21 protein-coding genes are annotated in these 25,426 nt (G+C 66.3%); 8 read left to right on the top strand and 13 right to left on the bottom strand.

Annotation, left to right across the window (positions count from 1 at the left end):
- Positions 1-3: 3 nt before the first annotated feature.
- From LQF09_RS08745 to LQF09_RS08735, 3 genes are all read right to left on the bottom strand, one after another.
- Entirely contained in the window at positions 4-1,089 is a 1,086-nt protein-coding gene (locus LQF09_RS08745; protein WP_270069586.1) for an IS630 family transposase, read from the bottom strand.
- Positions 1,090-1,166: 77 nt separating this feature from the next.
- Positions 1,167-2,822, bottom strand: coding sequence for a DNA repair protein RecN (recN, locus tag LQF09_RS08740; RefSeq protein ID WP_270069712.1), 1,656 nt, complete (start codon positions 2,820-2,822; stop codon positions 1,167-1,169).
- Between the two features lie 111 nt (positions 2,823-2,933).
- The gene (locus LQF09_RS08735; protein ID WP_002928116.1) at positions 2,934-3,818 is read right to left on the bottom strand and encodes an NAD kinase; all 885 of its coding nucleotides are present in this window, start codon (positions 3,816-3,818) and stop codon (positions 2,934-2,936) included.
- Positions 3,819-3,937: 119 nt separating this feature from the next.
- On the opposite strand from LQF09_RS08735, the gene hrcA reads away from it, so the two are divergent.
- Together hrcA and hemH are read left to right on the top strand one after the other, a co-directional pair.
- Positions 3,938-4,966 carry a heat-inducible transcriptional repressor HrcA gene (gene hrcA / locus LQF09_RS08730; protein WP_002928114.1) on the top strand — a complete coding sequence of 343 codons (1,029 nt, stop codon included), beginning with the start codon at positions 3,938-3,940 and terminating at the stop codon, positions 4,964-4,966.
- Between the two features lie 53 nt (positions 4,967-5,019).
- A complete protein-coding gene (gene hemH, locus LQF09_RS08725) occupies positions 5,020-6,117 on the top strand; it encodes a ferrochelatase (RefSeq protein ID WP_002928106.1) in 1,098 nt (365 codons plus the stop codon).
- Between the two features lie 34 nt (positions 6,118-6,151).
- On the opposite strand, the gene LQF09_RS08720 is transcribed toward hemH, so the two are convergent.
- Positions 6,152-7,513, bottom strand: coding sequence for a serine/threonine protein kinase (locus tag LQF09_RS08720; RefSeq protein WP_002928104.1), 1,362 nt, complete (start codon positions 7,511-7,513; stop codon positions 6,152-6,154).
- 242 nt (positions 7,514-7,755) lie between these two features.
- Between LQF09_RS08720 and LQF09_RS08715 the strand changes: the two genes are divergently transcribed.
- From LQF09_RS08715 to ubiG, 3 genes are all read left to right on the top strand, one after another.
- Positions 7,756-9,075, top strand: a complete 1,320-nt coding sequence (locus LQF09_RS08715; RefSeq protein ID WP_270069711.1) for a TRZ/ATZ family hydrolase — start codon at positions 7,756-7,758, stop codon at positions 9,073-9,075.
- Positions 9,076-9,174: 99 nt separating this feature from the next.
- Entirely contained in the window at positions 9,175-9,879 is a 705-nt protein-coding gene (locus tag LQF09_RS08710; RefSeq protein WP_270069710.1) for an OmpA family protein, read from the top strand.
- Positions 9,880-9,999: 120 nt separating this feature from the next.
- On the top strand, positions 10,000-10,704 hold the full coding sequence (ubiG, locus tag LQF09_RS08705) for a bifunctional 2-polyprenyl-6-hydroxyphenol methylase/3-demethylubiquinol 3-O-methyltransferase UbiG (RefSeq protein WP_002943823.1): 705 nt from the start codon (positions 10,000-10,002) through the stop codon (positions 10,702-10,704).
- A 99-nt stretch (positions 10,705-10,803) separates the two neighbouring features.
- On the opposite strand, the gene LQF09_RS08700 is transcribed toward ubiG, so the two are convergent.
- The 4 genes from LQF09_RS08700 to LQF09_RS08685 form a co-directional block, all read right to left on the bottom strand.
- Positions 10,804-11,475 carry a LutC/YkgG family protein gene (locus LQF09_RS08700; protein ID WP_002943828.1) on the bottom strand — a complete coding sequence of 224 codons (672 nt, stop codon included), beginning with the start codon at positions 11,473-11,475 and terminating at the stop codon, positions 10,804-10,806.
- Positions 11,476-12,915, bottom strand: coding sequence for a LutB/LldF family L-lactate oxidation iron-sulfur protein (locus LQF09_RS08695; protein ID WP_270069709.1), 1,440 nt, complete (start codon positions 12,913-12,915; stop codon positions 11,476-11,478).
- Positions 12,912-13,742 carry a (Fe-S)-binding protein gene (locus tag LQF09_RS08690; RefSeq protein ID WP_002928086.1) on the bottom strand — a complete coding sequence of 277 codons (831 nt, stop codon included), beginning with the start codon at positions 13,740-13,742 and terminating at the stop codon, positions 12,912-12,914. The genes LQF09_RS08695 and LQF09_RS08690 overlap by 4 nt, the downstream gene beginning before the upstream one ends.
- A gap of 84 nt (positions 13,743-13,826) precedes the next feature.
- Positions 13,827-15,524: an L-lactate permease gene (locus LQF09_RS08685; RefSeq protein WP_270069708.1), complete on the bottom strand. Its 1,698-nt coding sequence runs from the start codon at positions 15,522-15,524 to the stop codon at positions 13,827-13,829.
- 334 nt (positions 15,525-15,858) lie between these two features.
- On the opposite strand from LQF09_RS08685, the gene LQF09_RS08680 reads away from it, so the two are divergent.
- Positions 15,859-16,629 (top strand): GntR family transcriptional regulator, encoded by a 771-nt coding sequence (locus tag LQF09_RS08680; RefSeq protein WP_002928083.1) that lies wholly within the window; start codon positions 15,859-15,861, stop codon positions 16,627-16,629.
- Between the two features lie 113 nt (positions 16,630-16,742).
- Here the strand turns inward: LQF09_RS08680 and LQF09_RS08675 are convergent, their stop codons facing one another.
- From LQF09_RS08675 to LQF09_RS08655, 5 genes are all read right to left on the bottom strand, one after another.
- Entirely contained in the window at positions 16,743-17,957 is a 1,215-nt protein-coding gene (locus LQF09_RS08675) for a lytic murein transglycosylase (protein ID WP_270069707.1), read from the bottom strand.
- A gap of 106 nt (positions 17,958-18,063) precedes the next feature.
- The gene (locus LQF09_RS08670; RefSeq protein ID WP_270069706.1) at positions 18,064-20,202 is read right to left on the bottom strand and encodes a M1 family metallopeptidase; all 2,139 of its coding nucleotides are present in this window, start codon (positions 20,200-20,202) and stop codon (positions 18,064-18,066) included.
- 4 nt (positions 20,203-20,206) lie between these two features.
- A complete protein-coding gene (locus tag LQF09_RS08665) occupies positions 20,207-21,418 on the bottom strand; it encodes a ChaN family lipoprotein (RefSeq protein WP_270069705.1) in 1,212 nt (403 codons plus the stop codon).
- Positions 21,419-21,632: 214 nt separating this feature from the next.
- The gene (gene ugpQ / locus LQF09_RS08660) at positions 21,633-22,433 is read right to left on the bottom strand and encodes a glycerophosphodiester phosphodiesterase (RefSeq protein WP_270069869.1); all 801 of its coding nucleotides are present in this window, start codon (positions 22,431-22,433) and stop codon (positions 21,633-21,635) included.
- Between the two features lie 78 nt (positions 22,434-22,511).
- Positions 22,512-24,137: an NYN domain-containing protein gene (locus LQF09_RS08655; RefSeq protein WP_270069704.1), complete on the bottom strand. Its 1,626-nt coding sequence runs from the start codon at positions 24,135-24,137 to the stop codon at positions 22,512-22,514.
- Between the two features lie 138 nt (positions 24,138-24,275).
- On the opposite strand from LQF09_RS08655, the gene LQF09_RS08650 reads away from it, so the two are divergent.
- Both LQF09_RS08650 and LQF09_RS08645 read left to right on the top strand, forming a co-directional pair.
- Positions 24,276-24,827 (top strand): superoxide dismutase family protein, encoded by a 552-nt coding sequence (locus LQF09_RS08650; protein WP_270069703.1) that lies wholly within the window; start codon positions 24,276-24,278, stop codon positions 24,825-24,827.
- Positions 24,824-25,414, top strand: a complete 591-nt coding sequence (locus LQF09_RS08645; protein WP_270069702.1) for a hypothetical protein — start codon at positions 24,824-24,826, stop codon at positions 25,412-25,414. Before LQF09_RS08650 ends, LQF09_RS08645 begins: the two co-directional genes overlap by 4 nt.
- Positions 25,415-25,426 lie beyond the last annotated feature (12 nt).

Genomic DNA, 25,426 nt, shown 5'->3' with positions numbered 1-25,426 from the left:
CACCTAGTGTAGTGCTGCATTTTGTTTGGAACTTAAGCGGCTGTTTGCGCGGATGACCTTCTGCAGGATGTCGCGAGCGCTCTTGGTCCAGATGAAGGGCTTGGGGTCAGTGTTGTGGTGAGCGATGTATTGATCAATGGCGGTGATGAGTTCGGAAACGCTGGTGAAGACCCCACGGCGCAGTCGCTCGGTGGTGATGTCACGAAAGAAGCGTTCGACCATGTTCAGCCAGGAGGTCGAAGTAGGCGTGAAATGCATGACGAAGCGCGGATGCTTGGCCAGCCACTCTTGCACGACAGGATGCTTATGTGTCGCGTAGTTGTCGGCGATCAGGTGCAAGGTCTTGTCCTTGGGCGTTTCACGGTCGATCTTTTTCAGGAACTTCAACCATTCGGCGTGGGTGTGCCGCTGCTGACATTGGCCGATGACTTGCCCATCGAGCACGTTGAGCGCGGCAAACAGGGTCGTCGTGCCGTTGCGCTTGTAGTCATGAGTCATGGTGGCTGCCCGGCCCTTTTTCAGCGGCAGTCCCGGTTGTGTGCGATCCAGCGCTTGCACCTGGCTTTTCTCGTCGCAGCACAGCACCAAGGCGTGTTCGGGCGGGGCCATGTACAGACCGACGATGTCTTCAAGTTTCTCGACAAACTTCGGATCGCGCGAGACCTTGAAACCACGCACGATATGCGGCTTCAAGCCGGCCGCTTTCCAATGGCGCGAGATGGTGGTCGCGTGAACGCCCAGTTTCGCCGCCATCTTGCGGCTACTCCAGTGCGTAGCCGTTTCCGGTTTGCTCTGCGTGGTCAGCTCCACCAACTGCGCCAACTCCACCTTCTTCGGCGGCGCACCCCGTGGCAAGTCGCGCTCGATTCCCGCAAGCCGCATCTCGGCATAGCGCCCACGCCAGCGGGCCGCTTGAATTCGCCCGATGCCCAAATGTTCCGCAATCTGCAGGTTCTGCATGCCCTCGGCGGCCAGCAACACAATGCGGGCGCGCTGCGACAACCTGACGCTCGTGAGCCGCGAACTCGTCAGCTTCATCAACTCCGCTCGTTCGTCCTCGGTCAAAACAATCTCTGGCGCAACCCGCATTCGACCCTCCGCTCCGCATGCATGAAGCATGATAGCGGAAGTCGTCAATTAAGTATGCTTAAGAGCGCAGCACTACACTAGCTGCGGTTCAACATTTCTGCCGCGTGCTCTCGGGTGGTGGCCGTTATATTCACCCCGCCGAGCATGCGCGCGATCTCCTCAACCCGCTCGCTCGCCCCCAGCGCCACCACCTCGCTGACGGTAGCGCCATCATGTTCGCGCTTGGCGATGCGCCACTGCCAGTCCGCACACGCCGCCACCTGCGGAAGGTGGGTCACGCACAGCACCTGGCGATCGGCGCCAAGGCGCGCCAGCAAGGTGCCCACGATTTCCGCGACGCGACCGCCGATACCGACATCCACCTCGTCGAAGATGAGTGTCGGCACTGCCGAATCACGGCTGGTCATGACCTGAATCGCCAGCCCGATACGGGACAATTCGCCGCCTGAAGCGACCTTGGCCAGGCTGCGCAGGGCCTGCCCCGGGTTGGCCGCAACACGGAACTCGACAGTTTCCACACCGTTCGCGGAAGGCTCGCAGGCCTCGAGGGCGACCTCGAACCGTCCACCGGCCATCGCCAGGGTCTGCATCGCCTCGGTAATCTCCACCGACAAACTCTGCGCGGCCGGTGCCCGGCAGGCGGACAACTCGGCGGCTGCGGCATCGAAGCGCCTGCGCGCCTCGGCCTCCGCAACAGCCATGCGCTGCGGATCGGCACTCGCCTCGAGCGCCTCCAGTCTTGCCTGCCATTGCTGCCTGAGCTCGCCGAGCGCCTCGGGCGCGACCCTGTGCTTGCGCGCCATATCCAGCACGGCAGCGATGCGCTGCTCCACCTCGGCAAGGCGGCCGGGGTCGAGATCGAGACGGTCGCGGTAGCGGCGCAGCGCATGCAGCGCCTCGTCGGCCTGGATCGCGGCCGCAGCAAGAAGGTCGCGCACGTCGGCGAGCGTCGGATCGTAGTCGGCCAGCGCTGCAATACGAGCATCGACGTGGCGCAGCACCGAACACACCGCGCCATCCCCCTCGGCGAGCGCCACCAAGGTCTCCTCCGCCCCCTCGATGAGGCCGGCTGCATGCGCAAGACGGCCGTGCTCGGCATTGATCTCCTGCCACTCGGCGGGGTCGAAGCCCAAGTCGTCAAGCTCGCGCAACTGCCAGGCGAGCAGCTCGCGCTCGCGCGCCGAGCTCTCCGAGTCGGCTTCGGCCTCGCGCCGCAGCCGCACGAGGCGCTGCCATTCGCGATGACACCTGGCGACCTCGGACGCCAGTGGCAACGCGCCCGCATGGGCATCGAGCAACGCGCGCTGAGCATCGGCGCGCAGCAATGCATGATGCGCATGCTGGCCATGGATGTCGGCAAGCCACTCTCCCGCGCAGCGCAACTGCGCGAGCGTGACGCTGCTGCCATTGATCCAGGCCCGGCTGCGCCCGCCCGCATCAAGCGTGCGACGAAGGATCAACGCCCCATCGTCAATGGGCAAGGCCTGCTCGCGCAGCCAGTCAAGCAGTTCGCCGGCAGCAGGCAGGTCGAACTCCGCGCTCACCTCCGCACGCTCGCAGCCCTGCCGCACCATCGCCGCTTCGCCACGGCCGCCGAGGGCGAGCCCCAGCGCGTCGAGCAAGATCGACTTACCGGCGCCGGTCTCCCCGGTCAGGGCGCCGAAACCGGCCTCGAACTCCAGCTCGAGGCGATCGACGATTACGAAGTCGCGGATGGTCAGATTACGCAGCATGGGAATCGATCAGTCGAAGGCAAGGCGCGGTGGAAACAACCCACGGCAGCGTGCTCGACCCGGCGCAGCCCGGGCGCTCACTGGCCGCAAGGTCACGACCACCGCGGGGAATCAGTTGTGTCTGGGCGAAGCACTCCAGTGCAGCTTCTCGCGCAACATCGCAAAATAGCTGTACCCCTCCGGATGCAGCAGACGCAGCGCGCGCGACGATCGCGTCAGGCGCACACGATCCCCTGAGCGCAGATCGAAACGCGTCTGGCCGTCGAAATGCACGCGCGCATCCTGGTGCGGCAAGAGGTCGATGTCGATCCGGCAGGTATCGGGGATGGTGATCGGACGCGCCGTGAGCGCATGCGGACACAGGGGCACGAGGGCGATCCCGCCCACGCTCGGATGCAGGATCGGACCATTGGCGGAGAGGACATAGGCGGTCGACCCTGTCGGTGTAGACACGATCATGCCGTCCGAGCGCTGGGTGTAGACGAACTCACCGTCGATGGAGAGATCGAATTCGATCATGCGCCCCAGGTCGCCCTTGTTCACCACGACATCGTTGAGCGCCAGAGTGTGGAACACGCGTTCGCCCGCGCGCAGCACCTCGGCGTCGAGCATGAAGCGGGTTTCCTCGCTGAAGCGGCCATCGAGCATCTCGCCGAGGCGCTCGCAAGCGTCGGTGCGCGAGATGTCGGTCAGGAAGCCGAGGCGCCCGAGATTGACCCCCACCAGCGGAACGCCGTGTTCGATCAGCCGGCGCGCACTGTGCAGCATGCTGCCATCGCCGCCGATGACCACGGCCAGATCGGCCTCGGCACCGATATGTTCATAGCTGGCGACCGGAAAGTCGGGCGTGCCGCCGATGAAACTTGCCGTGCCTTGCTCGATCAGTACCTTGAGCCCGCGCTCACGTAGAAAACGCGCAATCGAAGTCACCGACTCGGCAACGTCGGCGCTCTGGTATTTGCCAATCAGGGCGATGGTCTGGAAGCTGAAGCTCATGAGCGCGGATTAAACCACATTCATGCAAGCCGCCGACAACACCCGACGTGGAAGATACCCCGCTCAGTGCGCCTGCACGCGGCATTCCGGTGCATTTCGAAGTATAGTTCTCGACTGAAATGAACGCCCTCGACGCCCGCTCCCAGATCCTGCTCAAGACCCTGATCGAACGCTATATTGCGGACGGTCTGCCGGTCGGTTCGCGTGCACTGTCCCGCTTCTCCGGTCTCGACCTGTCGCCGGCCACGGTGCGCAACGTGATGAGCGATCTCGAGGAGATGGGCCTCATCGCCAGTCCGCACACTTCTGCCGGGCGCATCCCCACCGCACGCGGTTACCGCTTCTTCGTCGACTCGCTGCTCACGGTGCAGCCGCTCGAGAACGCCCGCGTGCGCGCCCTTGAGGGCCAGTTCCTGCCCGACCAGCCCCAGCGCCTGATCAACTCCGCCTCGCACCTGTTGTCCGAACTCACCCAGTTCGCGGGCATCGTCGTGGCGCCGCGCAAGGAAGCCATCCGCATCCGCCAGTTCGAGTTCGTCAGCCTGGCCGAGACGCGCATCCTGCTCATCATCGTCACGACCGCCGGCGACGTCCAGAACCGGATTCTGGTCACCCGTCGCGGCTACAGCGGCGCCGAACTCAGCGCGGCCGCAAGCTACCTCAACGAACACTTCGCCGGCCTTGGCTTCGACGAGATCCGCCGCCGCCTTGGCGAGGAACTGCGCCAGTTGCGCAGCGACATGACCGAACTGATGACGGCGACCGTGGATGCCGGCACCGAGGCTGCAGAAGAGAACGCTTCGAGCTACGTGATTTCGGGTGAGACCAACCTGCTCGACTTCGAGGACCTGTCGTCAAACATGTCCCGCTTGCGCGAACTGTTCAAGCTGTTCGAGCAGCGCACCGGCCTGATCCAGCTGCTGGACCTTTCCAACCGTGCCGACGGCGTCCAGATCTTCATTGGCGACGAATCCGGCCTGGCCCCGCTCGACGGCTGCAGCGTGATCACCGCACCCTACGAGGTCGACGGCCGCATCGTGGGCTCGCTCGGGGTCATCGGCCCCACCCGCATGGCCTACGACCGCGTGATTCCGATCGTCGACATCACGGCACGACTGCTCTCGAACGCCCTGTCTTCGAACCATTGATGGGCCGTAGCCGGCCTTCGGCCCGGCTCGCCCGCCCGCCGACAAGGACCCCGATGTCTCGTTACTGGACCGAACCGCCGTTCAAGCACGGCTCCGAAACCCGCACCGGCGTGCTGCTGGTAAACCTCGGCACACCCGACGCCCCCACCGCTGCCGCACTACGCCCCTACCTCAAGCAGTTCCTGTCCGACCCGCGCGTGGTCGAGATCCCGCGCCTGATCTGGTGGCCGATCCTCAACGGCATCATCCTCAACACCCGTCCCAAGGCCTCGGCGCGCAAGTACGCGAGCGTGTGGATGGACGAAGGCTCACCGCTGAAAGTCCACACCGAACGCCAGGCCAAGCTGCTGGCAGGCTACCTGCTCAAGGCCGGCCATGGCGAACTCGACATCGCCTACGCCATGCGCTACGGCAAGCCCTCCATCGCCGACACGCTCAATGGCATGCGCAGCCGCGGCTGTACGCGCATCTTGGTGGTGCCGATGTACCCGCAGTACTCGGCCAGCACGACGGCGACCGTCATTGACGAGGTCGGGCGCTGCCTCGCGCACTGGCGCAACCAGCCAGAGATCCGCTTCGTGCGCAGCTTCCAGGACGATCCCGGCTACATTGCAGCCCTGGTCGCGAGCGTACGCGAGCACTGGGCTGTCCATGGCGAACCAGATCGACTCCTGCTGAGTTTCCATGGCGTACCACGGCGCTCCCTCGACCTCGGCGATCCCTACCACTGCGAATGCCACAAGACCGGCCGCCTCGTGGCCGAAGGCCTGGGCGTCGCACCCGAGCGCGTACTGGTCACCTTCCAGTCCCGTTTCGGCAAGGCCGAGTGGCTCAAGCCCTACACCCAGCCGACACTCGAGGCGCTTGCTGCCCAAGGCGTCGGACGCGTCGATGTGATGTGCCCCGGCTTTGTCGCCGACTGTCTGGAAACGCTCGAGGAAATCGCCATGGAGTGCAAGGAGGCCTTCCTCGAGAAAGGCGGCAAGGTGTTCCACTACATTCCCTGCCTCAACGAGCGTCATGAATGGATGCAGGCCCTCTCCGAACTCACCTGTCGCCATCTCGGCCACTGGCTCGAGATCCAGGCGCCTGACGCGGCCGCGCGCGAAGCCAGCGCCACCAGGGCACGCGCGCTCGGCGCGGCCCGCTAGGCAGGGCCGCTGCCCGGCCTGGCCTGGCAGGCCTTCAGTTATCGAGCAGTTGCAGATCGAAACCCGTTGCGGTGTGTTCCGCGCGCAGCGCGGCGGGCGCAGTCGCGGAAAGCTCACGCGAAACCTGTGCCAGGCGCCGCACTACCACGGTCGAGATCTCGCGGCGGAAGCGTTCGAGCACCTCCTCGCTGGCGAGCGCGAGTGCAGCCGGGTTGACCTCCAGATAGCTCAGCTCGCCGACCGACACAACGGTCATCATGTGCCTGCGCTCGAGCTGGTCGAGCCAGGCCTGCACCCCGAACACCTCGCCCGGCCCGAGTTGCATGACGCGGCGCCCCTCGATCGACAGCTCGACCTTGCCCTCGAGGACGATCCCGAAGCGCTGGTCGTTGTCGCCCTCGCGCATCAAGGCGACCTGCGGCCCGACCTTGCGCCACGCGCAGATGCGCATCACCTCCCACAGGTCGATGTCCTCGAACTCGGTGAAGAACGCGAGCTTGCGCAAGCGTGCAAAGCGGGCCTGGTCAAGCGGAGCCTGGTCCTCATCGAGGATCTGGTAGCGCACCGCAGCAAGATCCTTGGCGAACTCGGCGCCATTGCGATAGCGTGAGTACAGATCCTTCTCCAGCGCCTTGCGGATCACCGCGTCCATCTGCTCGGGCACATCCGGATTGAGTTGCGACACCGAGGGCGGATCGGCATTGATGATCTTGTACACCAGCTGGGCAGGGTTGCTGGCGCGGAAAGGCAATCGGCCCGTGAGCAGATGGAAAAGCAGGACGCCCAGCGAATAGAGGTCGGTCTTCTGGTTGAGCGGGTAGCCCTTGATCTGCTCCGGGCTCATGTAGGCCGGCGAGCCCACACCCATGATGAAGGTCGAGTCGGTATCGAGCTTCTTGTTGATGTTGAGCGCAAGCCCGAAGTCGGTGATCTTCACGTTGTCCTCGTCGTCGACAAGGATGTTGGCCGGCTTGATGTCGCGATGCACGATGCCCTGCCGGTAGGCATGATCGAGCGCCATGCAGCACTTGAAGACGATGCCGATCGTGCGGTGTATCGGCAGCAGCTTGTCGAAGCTGCAGTAGCGCTCCAGCGAGCCACCCGGAAAGTACTCCATCACCACATAGGCCTGTGTCGGCTCGATCGAAGCATCGTGGATGCGGATGATGTTGGGGTGGTTCAGACGGCTCGACACCACCTGCTCGGCCCTGAGCAGCTTGACCAGGCGGCGGTTCCACTTCGCCTCGTCCTTGACCTTGTCATCGAAACGCACATGCTTGACGGCGACAGGCTCGGGCCGGTCGTCAGACTCGGCGAGGTAGACGATCGCGGTAGCACCACGTCCGACCTCCTTGATGATCCTGTATTTGCCGATCCGGCTTGGAGTCGCGTTCATACATTCGCGGTGGCCGCAGAGCCGCCATCAGTCCAATAGGAATGGCCGAATTGTTGCATGAAGCGATGCGCTGCGGGCGAACCGCCGGCGCATTTCTCACATCCCCCTGGCCACAGGGCCAGCGGTCGTGTTGTTGGCCACGAACGCCCATGCTAATAATGGTCGATGCATTCGCCGCCCAACCCTTGCGACAACCTGCCCGGCACGCCACCTGATCGACCGGGACATTGCGGAGCTCCATCTTGAACGAGATTGCCGACCTGCTAATCCACGCACGCTGGGTCATCCCCGTCCAACCGGCGGGCGTCGTCCTCGATGACCACACTGTCGTCGTCTCGAAAGGCCGGATCACCGACATCCTTCCCAGCGCGGACGCACGCGGAAGGCTCGCCGCCCGCAAGGTGTTCGACCTGCCGGACCATGTACTCATGCCCGGCCTGGTCAATCTGCATGCCCATGCAGCGATGAACCTGATGCGCGGACTGGCCGATGACCTGCCGCTCATGCGCTGGCTCCAGGAGGCGATCTGGCCGACCGAGTCGCGCCACGTTTCGGCCGCCTTCGTGCATGACGGCAGCCTGCTCGCCGCCGCCGAGATGCTGCGCGGCGGCATCACCACGTGCAACGACATGTACTTCCACCCCGAAGCCGCCGCCGAGGCCTTTGCCACCACGGGCATCCGAGCGGTGGTCGGCATCGTCATGCTCGAGTTCCCCACCCCTTACGCGAGCGACGCCGACGACTACCTGCGCAAGGGCCTTGCCGCACGCGACCGCTGGCAACGCGAGCCGCTGATCGACTTCGCCATCGCCCCTCACGCGCCCTACACGGTCAGCGACAGGAGCTTCGCACGCGCGCTCGCCCTTGCCGAGGAGCTCGAACTACCAATCCACATCCATGTGCACGAGACCGCGGGCGAGATCGCCGACTCGATCACGACGCACGGCCTGCGCCCGCTCGCCCGCCTGGCCCGGCTGGGGCTGCTCGGCGAGAACCTCATCGGTGTGCATGCGGTGCATCTTGACGACGCCGACATCGAACTGCTCGCGCGCCACAACTGCAGTGTCGCCCACTGCCCGACCTCGAACATGAAGCTGGCCAGCGGCATTGCCCCCATTCCCCGCCTGCTCGAAGCAGGCATCCGTGTCGGCCTGGGCACGGATGGCGCAGCGAGCAACAACCGACTCGACCTTTTCCAGGAGATGCGCCATGCCGCCCTGCTTGCCAAGGTAGGCAGCCTGGATGCGAGCGCAGTCCCCGCCCACGCCGCACTGCATATGGCCACACTGGGCGGAGCCGATGCGCTCGGCATGGCGGACCGTATCGGCTCGATCGAGCCGGGCAAGGCAGCCGACCTGTGTGCGGTGGACCTTGGCGGCCTGCACTGCCGGCCGTGCTTCGACCCGATCTCGCATCTGGTCTATGTCGCCGGTCGGGAGAACGTCTCCCACGTCTGGGTAAACGGAGAAACCCGCGTGGACAAAGGCGTTCAGCTGTTGCATATTAGAGACAGCGAATTGCTGCGCATCGCGTCGGTGTGGCAAACTAGGTTCGGTAATTGAACTGGATACACTGGTGCAAACCAACGCGAAAGCTGCTTAACGCACGTTTTCAATCCGTCCTGTGGAAACTCCGGCGACTCGCCCATCAAAGAGGAAACCATGATCAAACAAACCAAGAAGCAAGTGCTCATGCTGGCCGCCATCGCATCCCTCGGCGTGTCCGCTCCCAGCGCCTTCGCGCAGGCTGCCGACGTCGTCGTGGCCGGCCAGGGCGAAATCCCTTACGTGATCGACGCGCGCAATGTCGTCGCCCGCAGCGGTGCCGGCCTGTGCTGGCGTACCGGCTACTGGAGCCCGGCTGCCGCCTCGACCGCCCTTGCTGGCGAGTTCCCGGTCGGCTGCGCCTGCGACTCCGACATCGTTCCCGCCGACAAGTGCGCAGCTCCGGTCGCTGCTGCCGCCCCGGCTCCGGCTCCGAAGCCCACCGCTGACAAGATCAAGCTGTCGGCTGACGCTCTGTTCGACTTCGACAAGGCCGTGCTCAAGCCCGAAGGCCAGGCCCGCCTGAACGACCTCGCCGCCCAGGCCAAGTCGCTCAAGCTGGAAGTGATCCTTGCAGTCGGCCACACCGACCGCATCGGCTCGGCCGCCTACAACCAGCGTCTGTCGGAGCGCCGTGCCGCTGCCGTCAAGACCTACCTGGTCGCCCAGGGTGTCGACGCCAACCGCATCTACACCGAAGGCAAGGGCAAGACCCAGCCCGTCACCGGCAACCAGTGCGACAACGTTCGTGGCCGTGCTGCGCTGATCTCCTGCCTGCAGCCGGATCGTCGCGTGGAAGTGGAAGTCATCGGCTCCAAGTAATCACGAGCCCGATGTCCGAAAAGCCCTGCCTCGGCGGGGCTTTTTCATTTGGACGGCACGCCGGAACGCCCATCGAGCGCCACGGTCCATCCTGCACCCTCATCAAGCTGGCCTTAGATCATGAGCACCCTTAACGCCGACCCCGCCGAACTGCAGAAATTCAGCGAACTTGCCCACCGCTGGTGGGACCCGGCCTCCGAGTTCCGCCCCTTGCACGAGATAAACCCGTTGCGCCTGGGCTGGATAGACGGCAAGGCCGCGCTCGCGGGCAAAAAGGTGCTCGATGTCGGCTGCGGTGGCGGCATCCTCGCCGAAAGCATGAGCGCCGTCGGTGCGGACGTAACCGGCATCGACCTGTCCGAAAAGGCACTCAGCGTGGCACGGCTGCACCTGTTCGAGAGTGGCCACAAGGTCGATTACCGACTGGTCAGCGCGGAAGCCTTCGCCGACGAAAACCCTGCCGCCTTCGACGTCGTGACCTGCATGGAAATGCTCGAGCACGTCCCTGACCCGGCCAGCACCATCGCCGCCTGCGCGCGCCTGGTCAAGCCCGGCGGCCACGTCTTCTTCTCCACGCTCAACCGCAACCTCAAGTCTTATGTGTTTGCGATCATCGGCGCGGAATACGTGCTCAAGCTGCTCCCTGCCGGGACGCACGAGTACGCCAAATTCATCAAGCCGTCCGAACTCACCCGCTACTGCCGCCAGGCTCGCCTGGACACGCAGGAACTGATCGGCATGAGCTACAACCCGCTCACCAAGGTGTACTCACTCGGTCGCGACACCGACGTCAATTACCTGCTCCACACCCGCCGGCCGGGCTGAACGAAGGCACGGCGAGCCCACGCCATGAAAACGGGCCACGACATGCGCGCGTGCGCGTGTCGTGGCCCGGTCTACTGCACAGCAAGGTCGGCGAACGGCTCAGGCGTCCTCGAGGATGAGCACCAGCAGTTCCTTGGGGCCATGGGCACCGTAGGCGAGCGTTTGCTGGATATCGGCCGTCTTCGAGGGCCCCGACACCAGCAAGGCGTTGGTCGGCATCCCCGACGCCCAGTGCTGTGCATGCATCAGCTCATACAGGTTGTCGCGCACCTCGCTGGCCTTGAGCAAGGCAATGTGCAGGGGCGGGACCAGGCTCATCAGCCGCGGTTCCTGCGGCGTCGGCCACAGCACCAGGCTGCCTGTGGCGGCGATACCGCCCAGTGTGCCGGTGAGCGAGGCGGGCGTGCGGAAGAAGAGCTCCTCCTTCCACGCCTCGACGGGCTGGTCGTAGGCCTTCAGGCGCAGACCCGCAGCACTGGCGGCGACATGCGCTGCCAGCTGCTGGCCATGCGCAGTGTCCGGAGAAACCAGCAACTCGCCGATATTGCGCGCAGCCAGTGCTTCCAGTGCGCGTTGCGGCCAGTCGGCCTGGGTCGTCAGCTGTGTCTCGCCATGCACGGCCTCCAGCATGCTGCGCAGGCGAGCGATACGATCGTCGGCCGCGTAGCGCCAGGGCTCGGTCAGCAGGCCAGCGTCGTAGTCGTCCGCGACCGGGGTGGTGCCAACGAGGCTGCCGCGCAGCTTGGCAAGAATCCTGTCCTTGGCGCTCATTCAATCTTCTCCCAGATGCTCGCGGGCGAGCTCGTGCAGGCTGCGCGCGGCAGGCTTGGGCGCGCTGCGGTGTTCGGTCCACGGGCCGATGTTCGAGGGCATCAGCGCGCTCAAGCGTGTGCCCGCGAAGCTGAAGGCACGATAGAGCGCGGGCGAGGTGTTGAGCTTGCGCCAGGCCTTCCAGAGCATCGCCTCCTTCTTCGAGTACTTGCTGCCCTGCCCACGCATGTGATGCGGTACCGCCTCAGGCGCACGCACCGCCTCCTCGCGCAATCGGCGCAGCAGCGCGGGAATCGGAATCTTCACCGGGCAGACCTCGCCGCAGGCGCCGCACATCGACGACGCCGTGGGCAGGTCGCGCGTGGTGTCGAGGCCCAGCATGTGCGGGGTGACGATCTTGCCGATGGGGCCCGGGTATACCGTCCCGTAGGCGTGACCGCCGATGCGGGTGTAGACCGGGCAGTGGTTCATGCACGCTCCGCAGCGGATGCAGTTGAGCGTCTGACGCAGCTCACCGTCGGCGAAGGCCTGGCTACGGCCGTTGTCGAGCAGCACCAGGTGCACTTCCTGCGGGCCGTCCAGTTCGTCGGCCTTGCGCGGGCCTGAGATCATGTTGACGTAGGTCGTGATCGCCTGGCCGGTCGCGGAGCGTGTCAGCAGCGACAGCAGCGGGATGACATCGCGCAGGTTCTCCACCACCTTCTCGATGCCGGTGACCGCGATGTGCACCGGCGGTACGGTGGTCGACATGCGGCCATTGCCCTCGTTCTCGACCAGCAGCAGCGTGCCGGTCTCGGCGATGGCGAAGTTCACCCCCGAAACACCGATGTCTGCTTCGAAGAAGTTGCGCCGCAGCGTCTCGCGACCGATCTGGATCAGGCGGTCGACGTCCTCGGTGTAATCCACTTCGAGCTTGTCGTGGAACAGCGAAGCCACCTGGCCAACGTTGAGGTGGATCGCCGGCATGATGATGTGCGAGGGCTTCTCCTCGCGCAGCTGCACGATGAACTCGCCCATGTCGGACTCGAGGCAATCCACCCCGCGCTCGCCGAGGTAATGGTTCATCTCCATTTCCTCGCTGACCATGGACTTGCCCTTGATCACCTTCTTCGCCGCGTGCTGCTCGACGATGCGGTGGACGATGGCGTTGGCCTCCTCTACCGTCTCGGCCCAGTGCACCTTCACGCCGTTGCGGCTCAGGTTTGCATCCAGCCGCTCGAGCAACTCGGGCAACTTGGACAGCGCCCGCGCGCGCACGCGGTTGCCGAATGCGCGCAAACGCTCGAGTTCGTCGCCATCAGGGAACTGGACGCGGCGCTTGTCCATCAGGAAGTCCATCGCGCCACGGAAGTTGCGTCTTAGCTGCGGGTCGGCAAGCGCCTCGCGCGCGTTGCGCCTGAAGGCGATCGGCACGGCAGGCACGTCGGTCATCGCGCTCATCGCCCGTCTCCCTTGTGCCCGCCGGTGCGACGCAGCAGGAAGCTGGCCAGGTGCTCACCGCGGAGGCGCTCACCCTGCTTCTCGAAGCAACCATTGATGTTGAGCAGGCAGCCACAGTCCGCGCTCACCACCTCGGCCGCACCGGAGCCCTTGAGCGCCGCAGTCTTGTCCTTGACCATCGCTCCGGAAATATCCGGCATGCGCACGCTGAAGGCGCCGCCGAAGCCGCAGCACTCGCTCTCGTGGTCATGATCGACGCGCTCGACAGCGGCGAGCTGCCCCAGCAACGCACGGCCATGCACGTGGGTATTCATCTCGCGCCGCGCACTGCACGATGTATGGAGCGCGACCTTCACCGGTGCGCCGCTGTCGTGCAGTTGCACGCGACACACGTTCAACAGGAACTCGGCCAGTTCGAAGGTACGCGCAGCCAGCGACTCAACCTGCTTCAAGGTCTGTGGCTCGTCCTTGAACAATTCGAAGTAGTGGTGGCGGAACATCCCCGCACAAGAGCCCGACGGCACGACCACCGGCCAGTCGCCGGCAAACAGGGCCAGTTGAGCACGCGCCACCACGCGCGCCTCGTCGGTATAGCCGGAGGTATAGGCCGGCTGCCCGCAACAGCTTTGCGCCTGAGGAAAGTGCACCCTGATGCCCTCGCGCTCGAGCAGGCGGATCGCATCCATGCCGGCATCAGGGAAGAACAGGTCCAGCACGCAGGTGCCGAACAGGAACACGTCCGCGGGCTTGTCGGGGTACTGGCGCGGCGGCTCGATCGCCGGGGCTGTCCGTGTGGCGTTCGGCGCCACGGAAGAAGCGTGACTCATGCGAATCGTCTCCTTGGGGATTACGTCTTCATTCTGCAGCAGCGCGGGTCGCCCCGCGACTGCTGCTATTACCTACTTGCCGCCCTATTGCGCGACCAGCGGATCGGTGACACCGAGCACATAGATGGCGATCATCGCCACCACGCCCGTCATCAGCACGTAGTACACCGTCGGCCAGAACGTCTTGCGCAGGATCGCACCCTCGCGGCCGAGCAGACCCACCGTTGCCGAAGCCGCCACCACATTGTGGATCGCCACCATGTTGCCTGCAGCAGCGCCAATCGCCTGGACGGCCACGATCACCGCGCCGGAGATGCCGAGCGTGCTGGCGACACCGAACTGGAACTGGCTGAGCATCATGTTGCTCACGGTATTCGAGCCCGCGATGAAGGCGCCCAGCGCCCCCACGGCCGGCGCCAGCAGCGGATACACCCCGCCCACGCTGTCGGCCACCCACTGCGCCATCGCGATCGGCATGCTTGGCAGCTCGGCGGCATTGACGCCCGAATTGATCAGGATGCGCACCATCGGCACCGTAAACAGCAGCACGAAGCCGGCACCGAGCAGCACCCGCGACGACTCACCCATCGCCTTGGCCAGCGAGCGCGCATGCATGCCGTGCAGCGCGACCGTGGCCAGCACCACCGCAACCAGGATGCCACCCGGCAGATACAAGGGCTGGAAGTTGGCGCTGATGCCCTTCTCGCCAAGCAGGTTGGGGAAGCTCAGCACCACAGCCTTGAGCGCATTACCAAACTCGGGCATGACGCGGCTGGCGACGAGCAGCGCACCCACCAGCACATAGGGCAGCCAGGCACGCACGATGCCGATCTGCTGATGGCGCGGCAGCTGGTCCAGCTTCATCTCGACGCTGCCCATCCACTCGCTCGGCCAGTCCTTGGGCTCGGCAAAATCCCAGGCCTTCTTCGGCACCAGAAAGCCAAACCGCGCCGCCGAGGTGACGATCGCCAGGCCCACCAGGCCACCCAGCAGCGACGGGAACTCGGGGCCGAGGAACACACCAGTGATGGCGTAGGGAATGGTGAATGCAAAGCCGGCGAAGAGCGCGAACGGCAACACTTCCAGCCCGGCCTTCCAGCTCTTCTCCTTACCGAAGAAGCGCGTCAGCATCATCGCCATGATCAGCGGCATCACCGTACCGACGATGGCGTGGATGATCGCCACGTTGCTGGTCACCAGCTGCAGGAACACCTCCCAGCTCGAACCGCGCTCGACCAGCTGCGCACCGATCGTCGCCGTGTCCAGGCCGCTATTGACGCCGATGATGATCGGCGTGCCGACCGCGCCGAAGGACACCGGCGTGCTCTGCACAAGCATGCCGAGCAACACCGCCGCCAGGGCTGGGAAGCCGAGCGCAACGAGCAGCGGCGCGGCGATGGCGGCCGGCGTGCCGAAGCCCGACGCCCCCTCGATGAAGCAGCCGAACAGCCAGGCGATGATGATGGCCTGAATGCGGCGGTCGGGGCTGATGGTGGCAAAGCCGGAACGGATCGTCGAGATCGCCCCCGAGTACTTCAGCGTATTGAGCAACAGGATGGCGCCGAAGATGATCCACAGCACACCGATGGTGATGATCAGCCCCTGCAGCGTCGACGCCAGGATGCGGTTGAAACTCATCTCCCACACGAACAGACCGATACCTGCCGTCAGCACATACACGACCGGCATGGCGCGCCGCGCTGGCCAGCGCAAACCGACAAGGAGGATGGCGGCCAGCAGGATCGGGGAAAACGCGAGCAGCGCGAGCGTTCCGGATTGCATCTCAGCACCCCGCCCGCAACGGCAGGTTGTTTGCACCCGCCACATTCACAAGGACCAGACCGGACATAGAAGTCTCCAGCAAGGATTCAAAGAGGACTCATGATCGCTAAATTGGTAAGACCACTATACCAATTGCTGAGCTAGACTAAGGGTGCCCTGGAGTGCTGTCAATCAAAAACATCAATTTTTCGGATACATGCATAAGGGGGCGCCAGCTCGACCTGCCTGCGGCAGCCGCAGCTGTTCATCCACCGCTTGCCGGCAGCAGCCACAGCAGCTAGATTCCAGCCGCCGACCAAACACTCAGTGCGTGCCGGCCCTCGGAGAAGGATCCATGAAAGCCACCCCCCTGCAGCAACGCCGCCTCGCCGACGACATCATCGACCGCATCGAGACCCTGATCCTCGAGGGCAGCCTGCGCCCCGGCGAGCGCCTGCCGGCCGAACGTGCGCTGGCCGAGCAGTTCGGCGTGTCGCGGCCGTCGGTACGCGAGGCACTGCAGAAGTTGATCGCGCGCGGCCTGCTCACCAGCCGCCATGGCGGGGGCACCTTCGTCAGCGAGACGCTGGGCTCCTCATTCCGTGACCCGATGAACGATCTGCTGGAGCGCAACCCGGAGGCGCAGCGCGACCTGATCGAATTCCGTCACACGCTGGAGGGTTCCTGCGCCTACTATGCGGCGCTGCGCGCCACCGAGCCCGACCGCGAGCGGCTGAGCGCGGCATTCGAGCGCGTACAGGACTGCTACCTGCGCAAGGGCCGGGTCAGTCGCGCCGAAGAAGGCGCGGCTGACGCCCACTTTCACCTTGCCATCGCCGAAGCCAGCCACAACGCAGTGCTGCTGCACACCATCCGCAGTCTGTTCGACCTGCTCGAGCGCAACGTGGTGACCAACATCGGCGGCATGATCCCCCTGGGCAGCGACATCCGCGACGCCCTGCTCGACCAGCACCGCACCCTGTACCGGGCAATCATGGACCGCCGTGCCGAGGATGCACGCCAGATCGCCTGCGCCCATCTCGACTATGTTCAGGAAGTGCTGGCCGAGACACGCGATGAAGCTCAGCGCGTCGCCCGCGCCCAGCGTCGGCAGGCAACAGCCTGACCCTCAGCCGGCGCGATCGCCGCCGGTCGAGCCGGCAACGCCCCCTACGACGACCCTGACGGGCCGAGGGCCCTGCTCCGGCTCAGCGATCAGCATTCTTCCATCACCAGCACCTACTGGCGCCCGGCCTGCGCGCGCAGCGCGACCAGCGCACGCTGGCCGGCACGACCGTCTGCCGTCAGCCCCAGTCGCAGTTGCTCCAGCTTCAGGGCCTCGCGGGTGCGTGCGCCGATCATGCCATCGGCGGCACCGATGTCATGCCCACGCTCGATCAGCAGTTGCTGCAGTTCGCGACGCTCGGCACGCGACAGTCCAGGATCATCGGTCGGCCACGCCGTCACGAAACTGCCCGCGCCGCGCAGCCGGTCGGAGAGATGGGCGATCGCCAGTCCATAGCTCTCGGCGGCGTTGTAGGAATACAGCGCATCGAAATTACGCGTCACCAGGAAGGCCGGCCCAGGCTGCCCCGCAGGCAGCAGCAGGCCGACCGGGGTTGCGCCGGCTGGCAACGGCGAACCATCGACCCGCCTTACGCCGCGAGCCGCCCAGTCGCTCATCGGCTGCTTGTTGCGCCGGCCCGCGCCCGCGGTGTCGAAGCCGCGCGGCAGGCTCACCTCGAAGCCCCAGGGCTGGTCGCTGCGCCAGCCCGCGCTCTTGAGGAAGTTGGCCGTCGAGGCGAGCGCATCGGGCACGCTATCGACCAGGTCGCGGCGTCCGTCGCCATCGAAATCCACCGCCAGACGCATGAAGGTGCTGGGCATGAACTGGGTGTGGCCAAACGCACCGGCCCACGAGCCGGTGAGGCGCTCGGGCGCAACGTGGCCATCCTGGATGATCTTGAGCGTGGTGAAGAACTCGCCGCGGAAGAAGGCCTGCCGACGGCCGAAGCAGGACAGCGTCGACAGCGAGGTCAGCAGCGGCCGGCTGCCGAAGTTGCGTCCGTAGTTGCTCTCCACCCCCCACACCGCAACGACGGTAGCGGCATCAACCGCATACTCGGCCTCGACGCGTGCGAGCACCGCACGCCATTCGGCGAGCATGGCGCGGCCGTCGGCCACGCGCTCCTCATCCACCAGGCCAGCCATGTAGTCCCAGATCGGGGTGATGAACTCGGGTTGAGCGTCGAGGAAGCCGAGCACCGCCATGTCCGGTGCCAGCCCCGCAGCGTGCGCATCAAAGGTTGTGCGACTCACCCCTTTTGCGGCCGCCTCGGCACGCAAGCCCGAGAGGCAGGCGGCAAAGGCAGCCTCGTCAGCAAGCGCGGGGGTAGCGGTGGAGAGCAAGCAGAGGCTCAGGGCGGAGGAGAGAATGGAGCGGCGCATGGACATTCCGTTGCTGTCGAAAGGGGCGCATGGTGCGCAGAAGGGTCAAGAGCGGTGAGGCATGCGGGACATTACCGGCCGAGGGACGGGCAAGCGCACATGGCAGTCTATATCAGCGCCCGACCGCCACCGCCCGGCCAGGTGCATCCCACACGCCGCGCGCCACGACACGGCTGCCTTCGAAGACAAGCCAGCTCTGGCCGCCGTAATGCGGCAACGGACGCAACAGGGCCTCGAGTGCGGCGGGATCCTGCGCCGACACCACCGCCAGCGGCGGGCCGTCGCCTTGCGCCAGCGTCCATACCTGGGCGGTTCCCCTGCCCCGCAAGGCCTCCGGCCGGGCAGGCAGGCCGTGATCGGCGAGCACGGCATCGATGGCGTCATGACTGCCGACGAGCAACACCGGCTCGCGACCACGCGTCAACGCTTCTACCCCGGACGCCTTGGGCGAGCGCTCGAAGATGCGCTGCGCCAGCGCGCTGGCCGCCTGCACCATATCGGCTTGCGCATCGGCAATCACCAGGTGTGGCGAGCGCGCCAGCACCCATTGGCGCAGGATCGGTGGCAATTGCTCGGCCTCGGGCAGGCGCCAAACCCGCAACTCGGGGTCGAGATGCAGCTGCACCGGCTCGAAGTCGAAGTCAAGTTCGACATCGGCCGACGCAGCCTCCAGCCTCACCCAGCGCATCTCGCGCGCGGACTCGCCGTGGACCACGAGCGGCAAGTCAAGCGTATGCAGGGGCTCGTCCTGCGCCAGGCTGATCCGTACCCGAGACCCGGACGTATCCTGAGAACGGCCGCCCGCCAAGCCAACATCCGCCCTCGCCTGCCCACCCCCAGCATCGACGATGCTCGCCGCGACGACGCGCACCTGCGGCCCGCCGGGCAAGGCGACCCACTGGCGGAAGAAGCCCTCCAGGCTCTCCCCCGACACCTGCTCGAACGCCGCCTGCAGTTCAGCCCAGCCGGCAATGCGGAAACGCTGCTGCGCCCAGAACAGGCGAATGCCACGTTCGAATACCTCCTCGCCCAGTCGGTCACGCAGCATCACGAACACCATCGCCGCCTTGCCATAGCCCACCGCCGCCGCAGCAGCATGGGTGCGCGACCGGAAGGCCGCCAATGGCTGGTGCCCACCGGCCGGCACCGCGACGAAGTCGCGCAGCCAGCCCAGGCGCATCTCGCGCGCCGCCTCAGCGGACTCGGCCTCCTTGTAGGCGTAGTCGGCCATGAAGGTCGTCAGCCCCTCGGACCAGTTGCCGCGCATGTAATCCACCAGCACGCCGTTGCCCCACCAGTTGTGCAGCACCTCATGGCCGAGCGAGGTGGCACGGATGAACGGCAGGCGCAGCACCTGCTCGCCGATGTAGGTCAGCGTCGGCATGCCGAAACCGGTCGGCAGCGGGCTGGCAACCACCGAGAACTCGGTGAAGGGATAGGCGCCGATACGCTCGCTGTAGTGCTCGATGTAGCGCAGGCTGTCGGCGAGGTAGCCTTCCGCCAGCCCCGTCTCGGTGTCGAGCGCGTGCGGGAAATAGGTGCGCAGGCGCAGGGGCCGGCCATCGGCCTGTACATGCTTGTGCTCGCGTACTGCCCAAGGCCCGGCCATCAGATCGATACCGTCGCTGCGCTGGTCGAACTCGAAAACAGCGCGGTAGCGCGGGTCGGCAGCCGAGGGCAGCGCCTCCTCCACCAGACGCCCGGCGACAAGTGCACGCTGCTCTCCAGGCACGGACAACTCGACCCGGTAGGAGAACAGCTCGGCAGGGCGCGGATACCAGGCGCTGCCGGCGGGCAGGAAACTGCCCTCGGGCGCCGCCATTGGGGGCATGCCCTGCAGCACGCCGCGATGGTCGCGGCCCCTTTCGAGCACAGCGAGCGTGCCCGAGTACTCGATGCTCAGGGGCGCACCGTCGGGCACCTGTATCCGCCACCCTCGCAGGCTGCCGCGCTGCCCGGCGGGCTGCAGCTTCAACGGTCTGCCTGCCGCACTTGCAGCCCGCGGCATCAGGCTCTCATGAAGCACGAAGCGAAAGTCGCGCTCGGCAGGCTGCACCTCCGCACGCACGACGAGCATGCGCGCCGCCGGATCGAGGCGGACATCCAGCCTGAGTTCGAAGGCATCGGCCTCGCTGCCGCGCTGACCGTCACGCAGCGCGGCGGTGCCAGTGGCCGCCGATGCCGCAAGAGGCGCGACCAGCAACCAGCCCAGCACAAGCAGCCACAGGGCGCGCGCGACCTGCACCGCCACGCCCTCAGCGCGCCTGCGCCGGGAAGCGGACCACCAACTCCAGCACCTCATCGCCGCGCCTGAGCTTGAGCGGCAGCCAGGTGCCCGGCGGTTGCTGGCGCACGGCAGCGATCAGGTGGATGTTGCGCCTGACCGGCGCACCGGCGGCTTCGGTGATGACATCACCGTTCAGTAGCCCACTGCGTTCAGCCAGGCTGCCGGCGCTGACCTCGGCGATACGCACCCCGTCGGCCTGCTCATCCAGCGACACACCAAGCCGCGGCGGGGGCGGTGGCGCCTGGACAGCGTCGGGTACCGCGAACACGGCGTCAGCCAGGCGCGGCGCCAGGAGCCGGCAATCGGTGCTTGCCGGCATCGGTAGCAATTGCCCTATCGAGCCCACGCCCAGATCATCGAGCTGGTGCGCGACGCCATGCCCGAAGCGGACATGACCGCTGCCCATGATGCCCACCGCCAGCGGGCTGTCGCCATCCGGCTTGGTGTGGGCCTTGCGCGCCGCCGCCAAGGCCTCCGCCATTGCGCGATCCCAGGTGAGCTGGGAGTCGACAAAGTTGCGGAAAGCGGCATCGCGCCGGCTGCTCGTGCGCGGACCGTGGCCGCGCATGCCGGCATGCTGACGATGGATCTCGTACAGGAAGTCCTCGTAGTCGCGTGAGGCGGGCGCAGGCGTGCCCACGCCCTCGCGCTCGGCCTCGGGCACTGCATTCCAGCCCTTCTGCGCCACGTTGCGTGTCAAGGCGGCCTCGACATTGAGCGCCACCATCGGGATTCGATGCAGGCGCGCGAAATGGAACAGCGGCAGGTAGAGCTCGGCCGGCATGCTCCACACCTTGCCCCAGTCGGACGCCGTCAGGAACTCGGCTTCGCTCAGTTCGCCCGCTACCCAGCGGTCAAGCACCGGCTGCACCCGGCGCGGGAACATCTCGAAGCCGATCACCATGTGCGGCCGCTGCGCATGCAGCGCTGCAAGCGTGTGCAACTGCCAGCGGTGATGATCCATGTCGTCGTGCTGCTCGCCCAGCAGCACGACATCGCGCCGCGCCATGGCAGCAAGCAGCGCGCTCGACTCGGCCCGCTCGGGCTGTGCGGCATCGAGCCTGGTCCAGGCGCCGGGTGCAAGGCATGAACCATCCGGCTGAGCAAGGGCTGCGGAGGGGGCCAGTGCCAGAAGGCCAGCGGTAAGAATGAGGGCGCTGGCGCGGATCGTCGGGGACATGATGAGCAGCTCACAGAAGAGACTAGCGGTAGAGCACACGGCGCTGGCCGAGTTCCGGTAAGGGCCGGCGGGGAAGCCTCGTCGCTTGAGCTTGAATGATGAACGCATTGACTTCAACAGCTCGCGGCTGGCGCCGCTCCTACAGCAAAGCCAGCCGCCGCGGGGGTCCCCCGTAGGAGCGGCGCCAGCCGCGAGCTTTTCGGTAAGCGGCCCCCTACTGCAGGCACTGCCCCGGCGCCCCATCCGGTGAGAAATGGTCAACCCGGTCGGTGATCAGCCCGTCGAGGCCCAGGCCAAGCAAGCGCTCCGCGTCTTCATCGGTATTCACCGTGTAGGCCAGCATGCGTAAGCCCGCGGCGCGTGCCTGCGTCGCCCACTGCGCATTCCACGCCGACTGCTCGCCGATCACGGCCACGCAACCCAGGCGCTGCGCGGTGGCCAGCCAATCGCCGCAGAAGCGTTCGAGCAGGAGCCCGCGCGGCAGCGCGGGTGCAGTGACAGCCGCGGCCTCGAGGGCGATGACGCTGAAGGAGGACAGCAAGGGCGGAGGCGTGCCACGCCAGATCCGCGCCAGCTGCGCGCCGACGACGCGCGCGGTGCGCAGCTCGTCGCCCGGTGCAGGCTTGAGCTCGACGTTGAGCGCGCAGCCATGGGCATGGCAGAACGCCACCACAGCCTCGAGCGTGGCCAAGCGCTCGCCGGCATGCCGCGGCGCATGCCAGGCGCCGGCGTCAAGGCGCGCGAGCGCCGCCCAGTCATGCCCGAGCGCCTCGCCACGGCCGTCGGTCGTGCGCTCGAGCCGGTCGTCATGGAGCAGAAAGGGCACGCCATCTGCGCTCAGGCGCACATCGCACTCGAACATGCGATAGCCATGGGCATGACCGAGCGCAAAGGCGGCGAGCGTGTTCTCCGGCGCCAGGCGGCCCGCACCGCGGTGCGCGATCCAGCGCGGATAGGGCCACGACGGCAGTCCGTCGGCCCGGGAACGCGCGATGACTCGACTGCTCACGTGCATGCGTCCTTCGTCAGTCAGGCCACCGCGCCCGGTACGCAACGCGAACCAGCTGCGCCCGCACTTGAGGCGCGGCAAGTCTCACTCGGCAGCATCTGCCTTGGGCTTGCGCGGACGGCGGCTGCGTGTGGCGGTCTTGGCCGCAGGCCTCGTGTTGCTGCCCTCACCGCTGAGCTCACCAACAGGCTCGCCTCCGGTTACCGCACTGGTCGTCGCATCGCCTTGCTCCGCAGCGCGCGCAGGTCGCCTTGCCTTGGTGCCAGATGTCTTGGCGTCAGAAACCTTCCCTGCCGACCCTTTCGGCGTGGATGCATCAACGGCAGCCAGCTCGGCCACAGGCGCCTGGGCCGGCTTGGCTTTGCCGCGCACCGCGGGCTTGCGCCCTTTGCGCGGTTCCTCTTCCACAGCGGCTGGCGCAAGGTCAGCTGCAGGGCGCTCGCTCGCGGCGGCAACGCCAGCCTCGGCAGGCGCATCGCTTTGCTTGCGGGCACGGCGGGCCTGCTTCTTCGGTTCGGCGCGCGGTGCAGCCGCTTCGAGTGCAGCGGGCTGGTCCACCTTGCCCTCTGTCGCCGCCTGCCCTGCGGCCGGAGGTGGTGATACCTCCTTCACCACTGGCGCCTGTGTTACGTCAGCAACGGCTTGCGCCATGTGCTCGACCTGCACCACACCGACATCCCCCCCGCGGCCAGACGGCGCAGCCGACCTGCCCTCGGCCTGTGCGGCCGCCCTGCCACTCCCGCGCCGCCGCCCGCTGCGCGCCGAGGCCTTGCCGGCCTGGGCGGGCTTGTCCTCGGTTGTCGCCTCTGCGTTGGCCTGCTGCGCCTCGGCAGTCGTCGCTGCCTGCATCTGCGCGGCCTCGTTCTCCGCAGCGGCGCTCAGCACCGCCGCACTCGGGCGGCTGACATAGGTGCCCGACTTCTCGTCGCGGCCCAGTTCGAGCAGGCCACGGCTCTGTGCCTCCTCCAGCAGGTTGCCGAAGGCACGGAAACCGAAGTAGCTCTCGTTGAAATCCGGCTTGCGGCGCTTGATCGCCTCCTTGAGCATCGATGCCCAGATCTTGCCGCTCTCGCCGCGCTCCGCGAGCAGGGCTTCGAAGGTCTCGACGGCAATGTCGATCGCCTGCCTGCGCCGGCCCTCGATCTCATCCTTGCGCCGCTTTTCTTCCTCAGGCGAACGCTTGGGCGCCGGCGCGCTGTCGCGCGCATCGCGCTTGGCGGCAGCACGCTGGCTGTCACGCACGAGGTCATCGTAGAAGATGAACTCGTCGCAATTGGCGATGAGCAGATCAGAGGTCGATTGCTTGACCCCCACGCCGATCACCTGCTTGGCGTTCTCGCGCAGCTTCGACACCAGCGGTGAGAAGTCCGAATCGCCGCTGATGATGACGAAGGTGTCGACATGCGACTTGGTGTAGCACAGGTCGAGCGCGTCGACCACGAGCCGGATGTCTGCGGAATTCTTGCCTGACTGGCGCACGTGCGGGATCTCGATGAGCTCGAAGTTGGCCTCATGCATCGCCGCCTTGAAACTCTTGTAGCGGTCCCAGTCGCAATAGGCTTTCTTGACCACGATGCTGCCCTTGAGCAGCAGGCGCTCGAGCACGCGCTTGATGTCGAACTTCTCGTAGTTGGCATCCCGCACGCCCAGCGCCACGTTCTCGAAGTCGCAGAACAGCGCCATGCTGATGCTGTCAGGGGATGAAGCCATGGGGGTCTCCGTTGCAGTCAAGATGTCGATGTTAAGGCCTGCGACCGGGCGGCGCCAGCCGGCGCAATCGCCTATCATGCTGCAGGCCCGGAACGCGCCGGGCCGACCACGAAACCTTTATTCGATGGAGATATGCAAATGCGCACAACCCGTTCCCTTGCCCTGACCCTCTCCCTGTCCGTGCTGACCGTATCGCTCGCCATACTCTCATCTCCAGCCACGGCCGCCGAACGTGCCACGGCCACGATCATCGACCGTGACGGCAAGGCGGTCGGGGCCGCGACGCTGACCGAGGGCCCGCACGGCGTGCTCATCCACGTCGCGGCCAAGGGCCTGCCGCCGGGCCCGAAAGCCATCCACATCCACAGCGTCGGCACCTGCGAGGATCCGGACAAGGGCTTCGTCGCCTCCAAGGGGCACCTCAACCCGCACGCCAAGCCTCACGGGCTGATGAACCCCGAAGGCCCGGACGCGGGCGACCTGCCCAACCTCTTCGTTCATGCGGACGGCTCGGTCGAGGCTGAGTTCTTTAGCACGCTCGCCAGCCTCACAGGCGCTGGCGAGCGCGCGCGCATCCTCGACGAGGACGGTGCTGCGCTGGTCATCCACGAGAACCGCGACGACCACCTCAGCCAGCCCATCGGCGGCGCCGGTCCGCGTCTGTTCTGCGGCGTGATCGAGGCGCAGTGAGCGGGCGCTGCACCGGCACTGCGGTCGCCCGCCTTGCGCTGCTGTGCAGCGTGGGGCTGGGCGGTGGAGCGAGTGCACAGGGTGACGAGCCTGGCGTGGTCAGCTACCAGACTCAAGCCCCCATGGCCGCCACCGCCCCCCTGCACGCCAACGGAATCGGGCCGCTCGTGCTCGGCGCGCGCCTGACCACGGCCGCCCGCCGCACCCTGCCACTCGACGCCGCCGCGGCACAGATCGGTCCGGGCTGTGACGAACGCGACCAGATCAGCGTGTTGTTGAAGGTCGAGAACCACACGCTGACAGTGATGGCGATGGCCGGCACCGACGGCCGTATCGACGAAGTCCTCGCCCTGCCCACCGACGGCGCAACGCGGCTCGACAGCATCGCGGCCTGCCAGGCCCATGGCGAACGTTTCGCGCAGACACTGTCTCATCGCCTGGGCACAGCCACGCCGCAAGCGATGGAGCGCAAGGCGGTTTCCGACGAGTTCCGCTTCCGCTTCGGAGGCGGCGCTCAGGTCGCCGCACGCTGGTTCGCAGGCGGCCTCAGCTGCGACCTGCTGCTTCAGTTCCGCAACCGCCAGTAAACACCGGGCAAG

This window comes from Thauera sp. WB-2 (assembly GCF_027594845.1).
GTDB lineage: Bacteria > Pseudomonadota > Gammaproteobacteria > Burkholderiales > Rhodocyclaceae > Thauera > Thauera mechernichensis.
Note: the sequence above shows the minus strand (reverse complement) of the source record. Positions and strands in the feature narration are given on the sequence as shown.

What these genes read in the sequence shown, in the direction of transcription:
- hemH (WP_002928106.1), top strand. Translation starts at nt 5,020, where the DNA reads ATGTCTCGTTACTGGACCGAACCGCCGTTCAAGCACGGCTCCGAAACC.
- LQF09_RS08700 (WP_002943828.1), bottom strand. Translation starts at nt 11,475, where the DNA reads ATGAGCGCCAAGGACAGGATTCTTGCCAAGCTGCGCGGCAGCCTCGTT.
- recN (WP_270069712.1), bottom strand. Translation starts at nt 2,822, where the DNA reads ATGCTGCGTAATCTGACCATCCGCGACTTCGTAATCGTCGATCGCCTC.
- LQF09_RS08735 (WP_002928116.1), bottom strand. Translation starts at nt 3,818, where the DNA reads ATGAGCTTCAGCTTCCAGACCATCGCCCTGATTGGCAAATACCAGAGC.
- LQF09_RS08695 (WP_270069709.1), bottom strand. Translation starts at nt 12,915, where the DNA reads ATGAGCGCGATGACCGACGTGCCTGCCGTGCCGATCGCCTTCAGGCGC.
- LQF09_RS08680 (WP_002928083.1), top strand. Translation starts at nt 15,859, where the DNA reads ATGAAAGCCACCCCCCTGCAGCAACGCCGCCTCGCCGACGACATCATC.
- LQF09_RS08720 (WP_002928104.1), bottom strand. Translation starts at nt 7,513, where the DNA reads ATGAACGCGACTCCAAGCCGGATCGGCAAATACAGGATCATCAAGGAG.
- LQF09_RS08745 (WP_270069586.1), bottom strand. Translation starts at nt 1,089, where the DNA reads ATGCGGGTTGCGCCAGAGATTGTTTTGACCGAGGACGAACGAGCGGAG.
- LQF09_RS08690 (WP_002928086.1), bottom strand. Translation starts at nt 13,742, where the DNA reads ATGAGTCACGCTTCTTCCGTGGCGCCGAACGCCACACGGACAGCCCCG.
- LQF09_RS08675 (WP_270069707.1), bottom strand. Translation starts at nt 17,957, where the DNA reads ATGTCCATGCGCCGCTCCATTCTCTCCTCCGCCCTGAGCCTCTGCTTG.
- hrcA (WP_002928114.1), top strand. Translation starts at nt 3,938, where the DNA reads ATGAACGCCCTCGACGCCCGCTCCCAGATCCTGCTCAAGACCCTGATC.
- LQF09_RS08650 (WP_270069703.1), top strand. Translation starts at nt 24,276, where the DNA reads ATGCGCACAACCCGTTCCCTTGCCCTGACCCTCTCCCTGTCCGTGCTG.
- LQF09_RS08685 (WP_270069708.1), bottom strand. Translation starts at nt 15,524, where the DNA reads ATGCAATCCGGAACGCTCGCGCTGCTCGCGTTTTCCCCGATCCTGCTG.
- ugpQ (WP_270069869.1), bottom strand. Translation starts at nt 22,433, where the DNA reads ATGCACGTGAGCAGTCGAGTCATCGCGCGTTCCCGGGCCGACGGACTG.
- LQF09_RS08655 (WP_270069704.1), bottom strand. Translation starts at nt 24,137, where the DNA reads ATGGCTTCATCCCCTGACAGCATCAGCATGGCGCTGTTCTGCGACTTC.
- LQF09_RS08665 (WP_270069705.1), bottom strand. Translation starts at nt 21,418, where the DNA reads ATGTCCCCGACGATCCGCGCCAGCGCCCTCATTCTTACCGCTGGCCTT.
- LQF09_RS08710 (WP_270069710.1), top strand. Translation starts at nt 9,175, where the DNA reads ATGATCAAACAAACCAAGAAGCAAGTGCTCATGCTGGCCGCCATCGCA.
- ubiG (WP_002943823.1), top strand. Translation starts at nt 10,000, where the DNA reads ATGAGCACCCTTAACGCCGACCCCGCCGAACTGCAGAAATTCAGCGAA.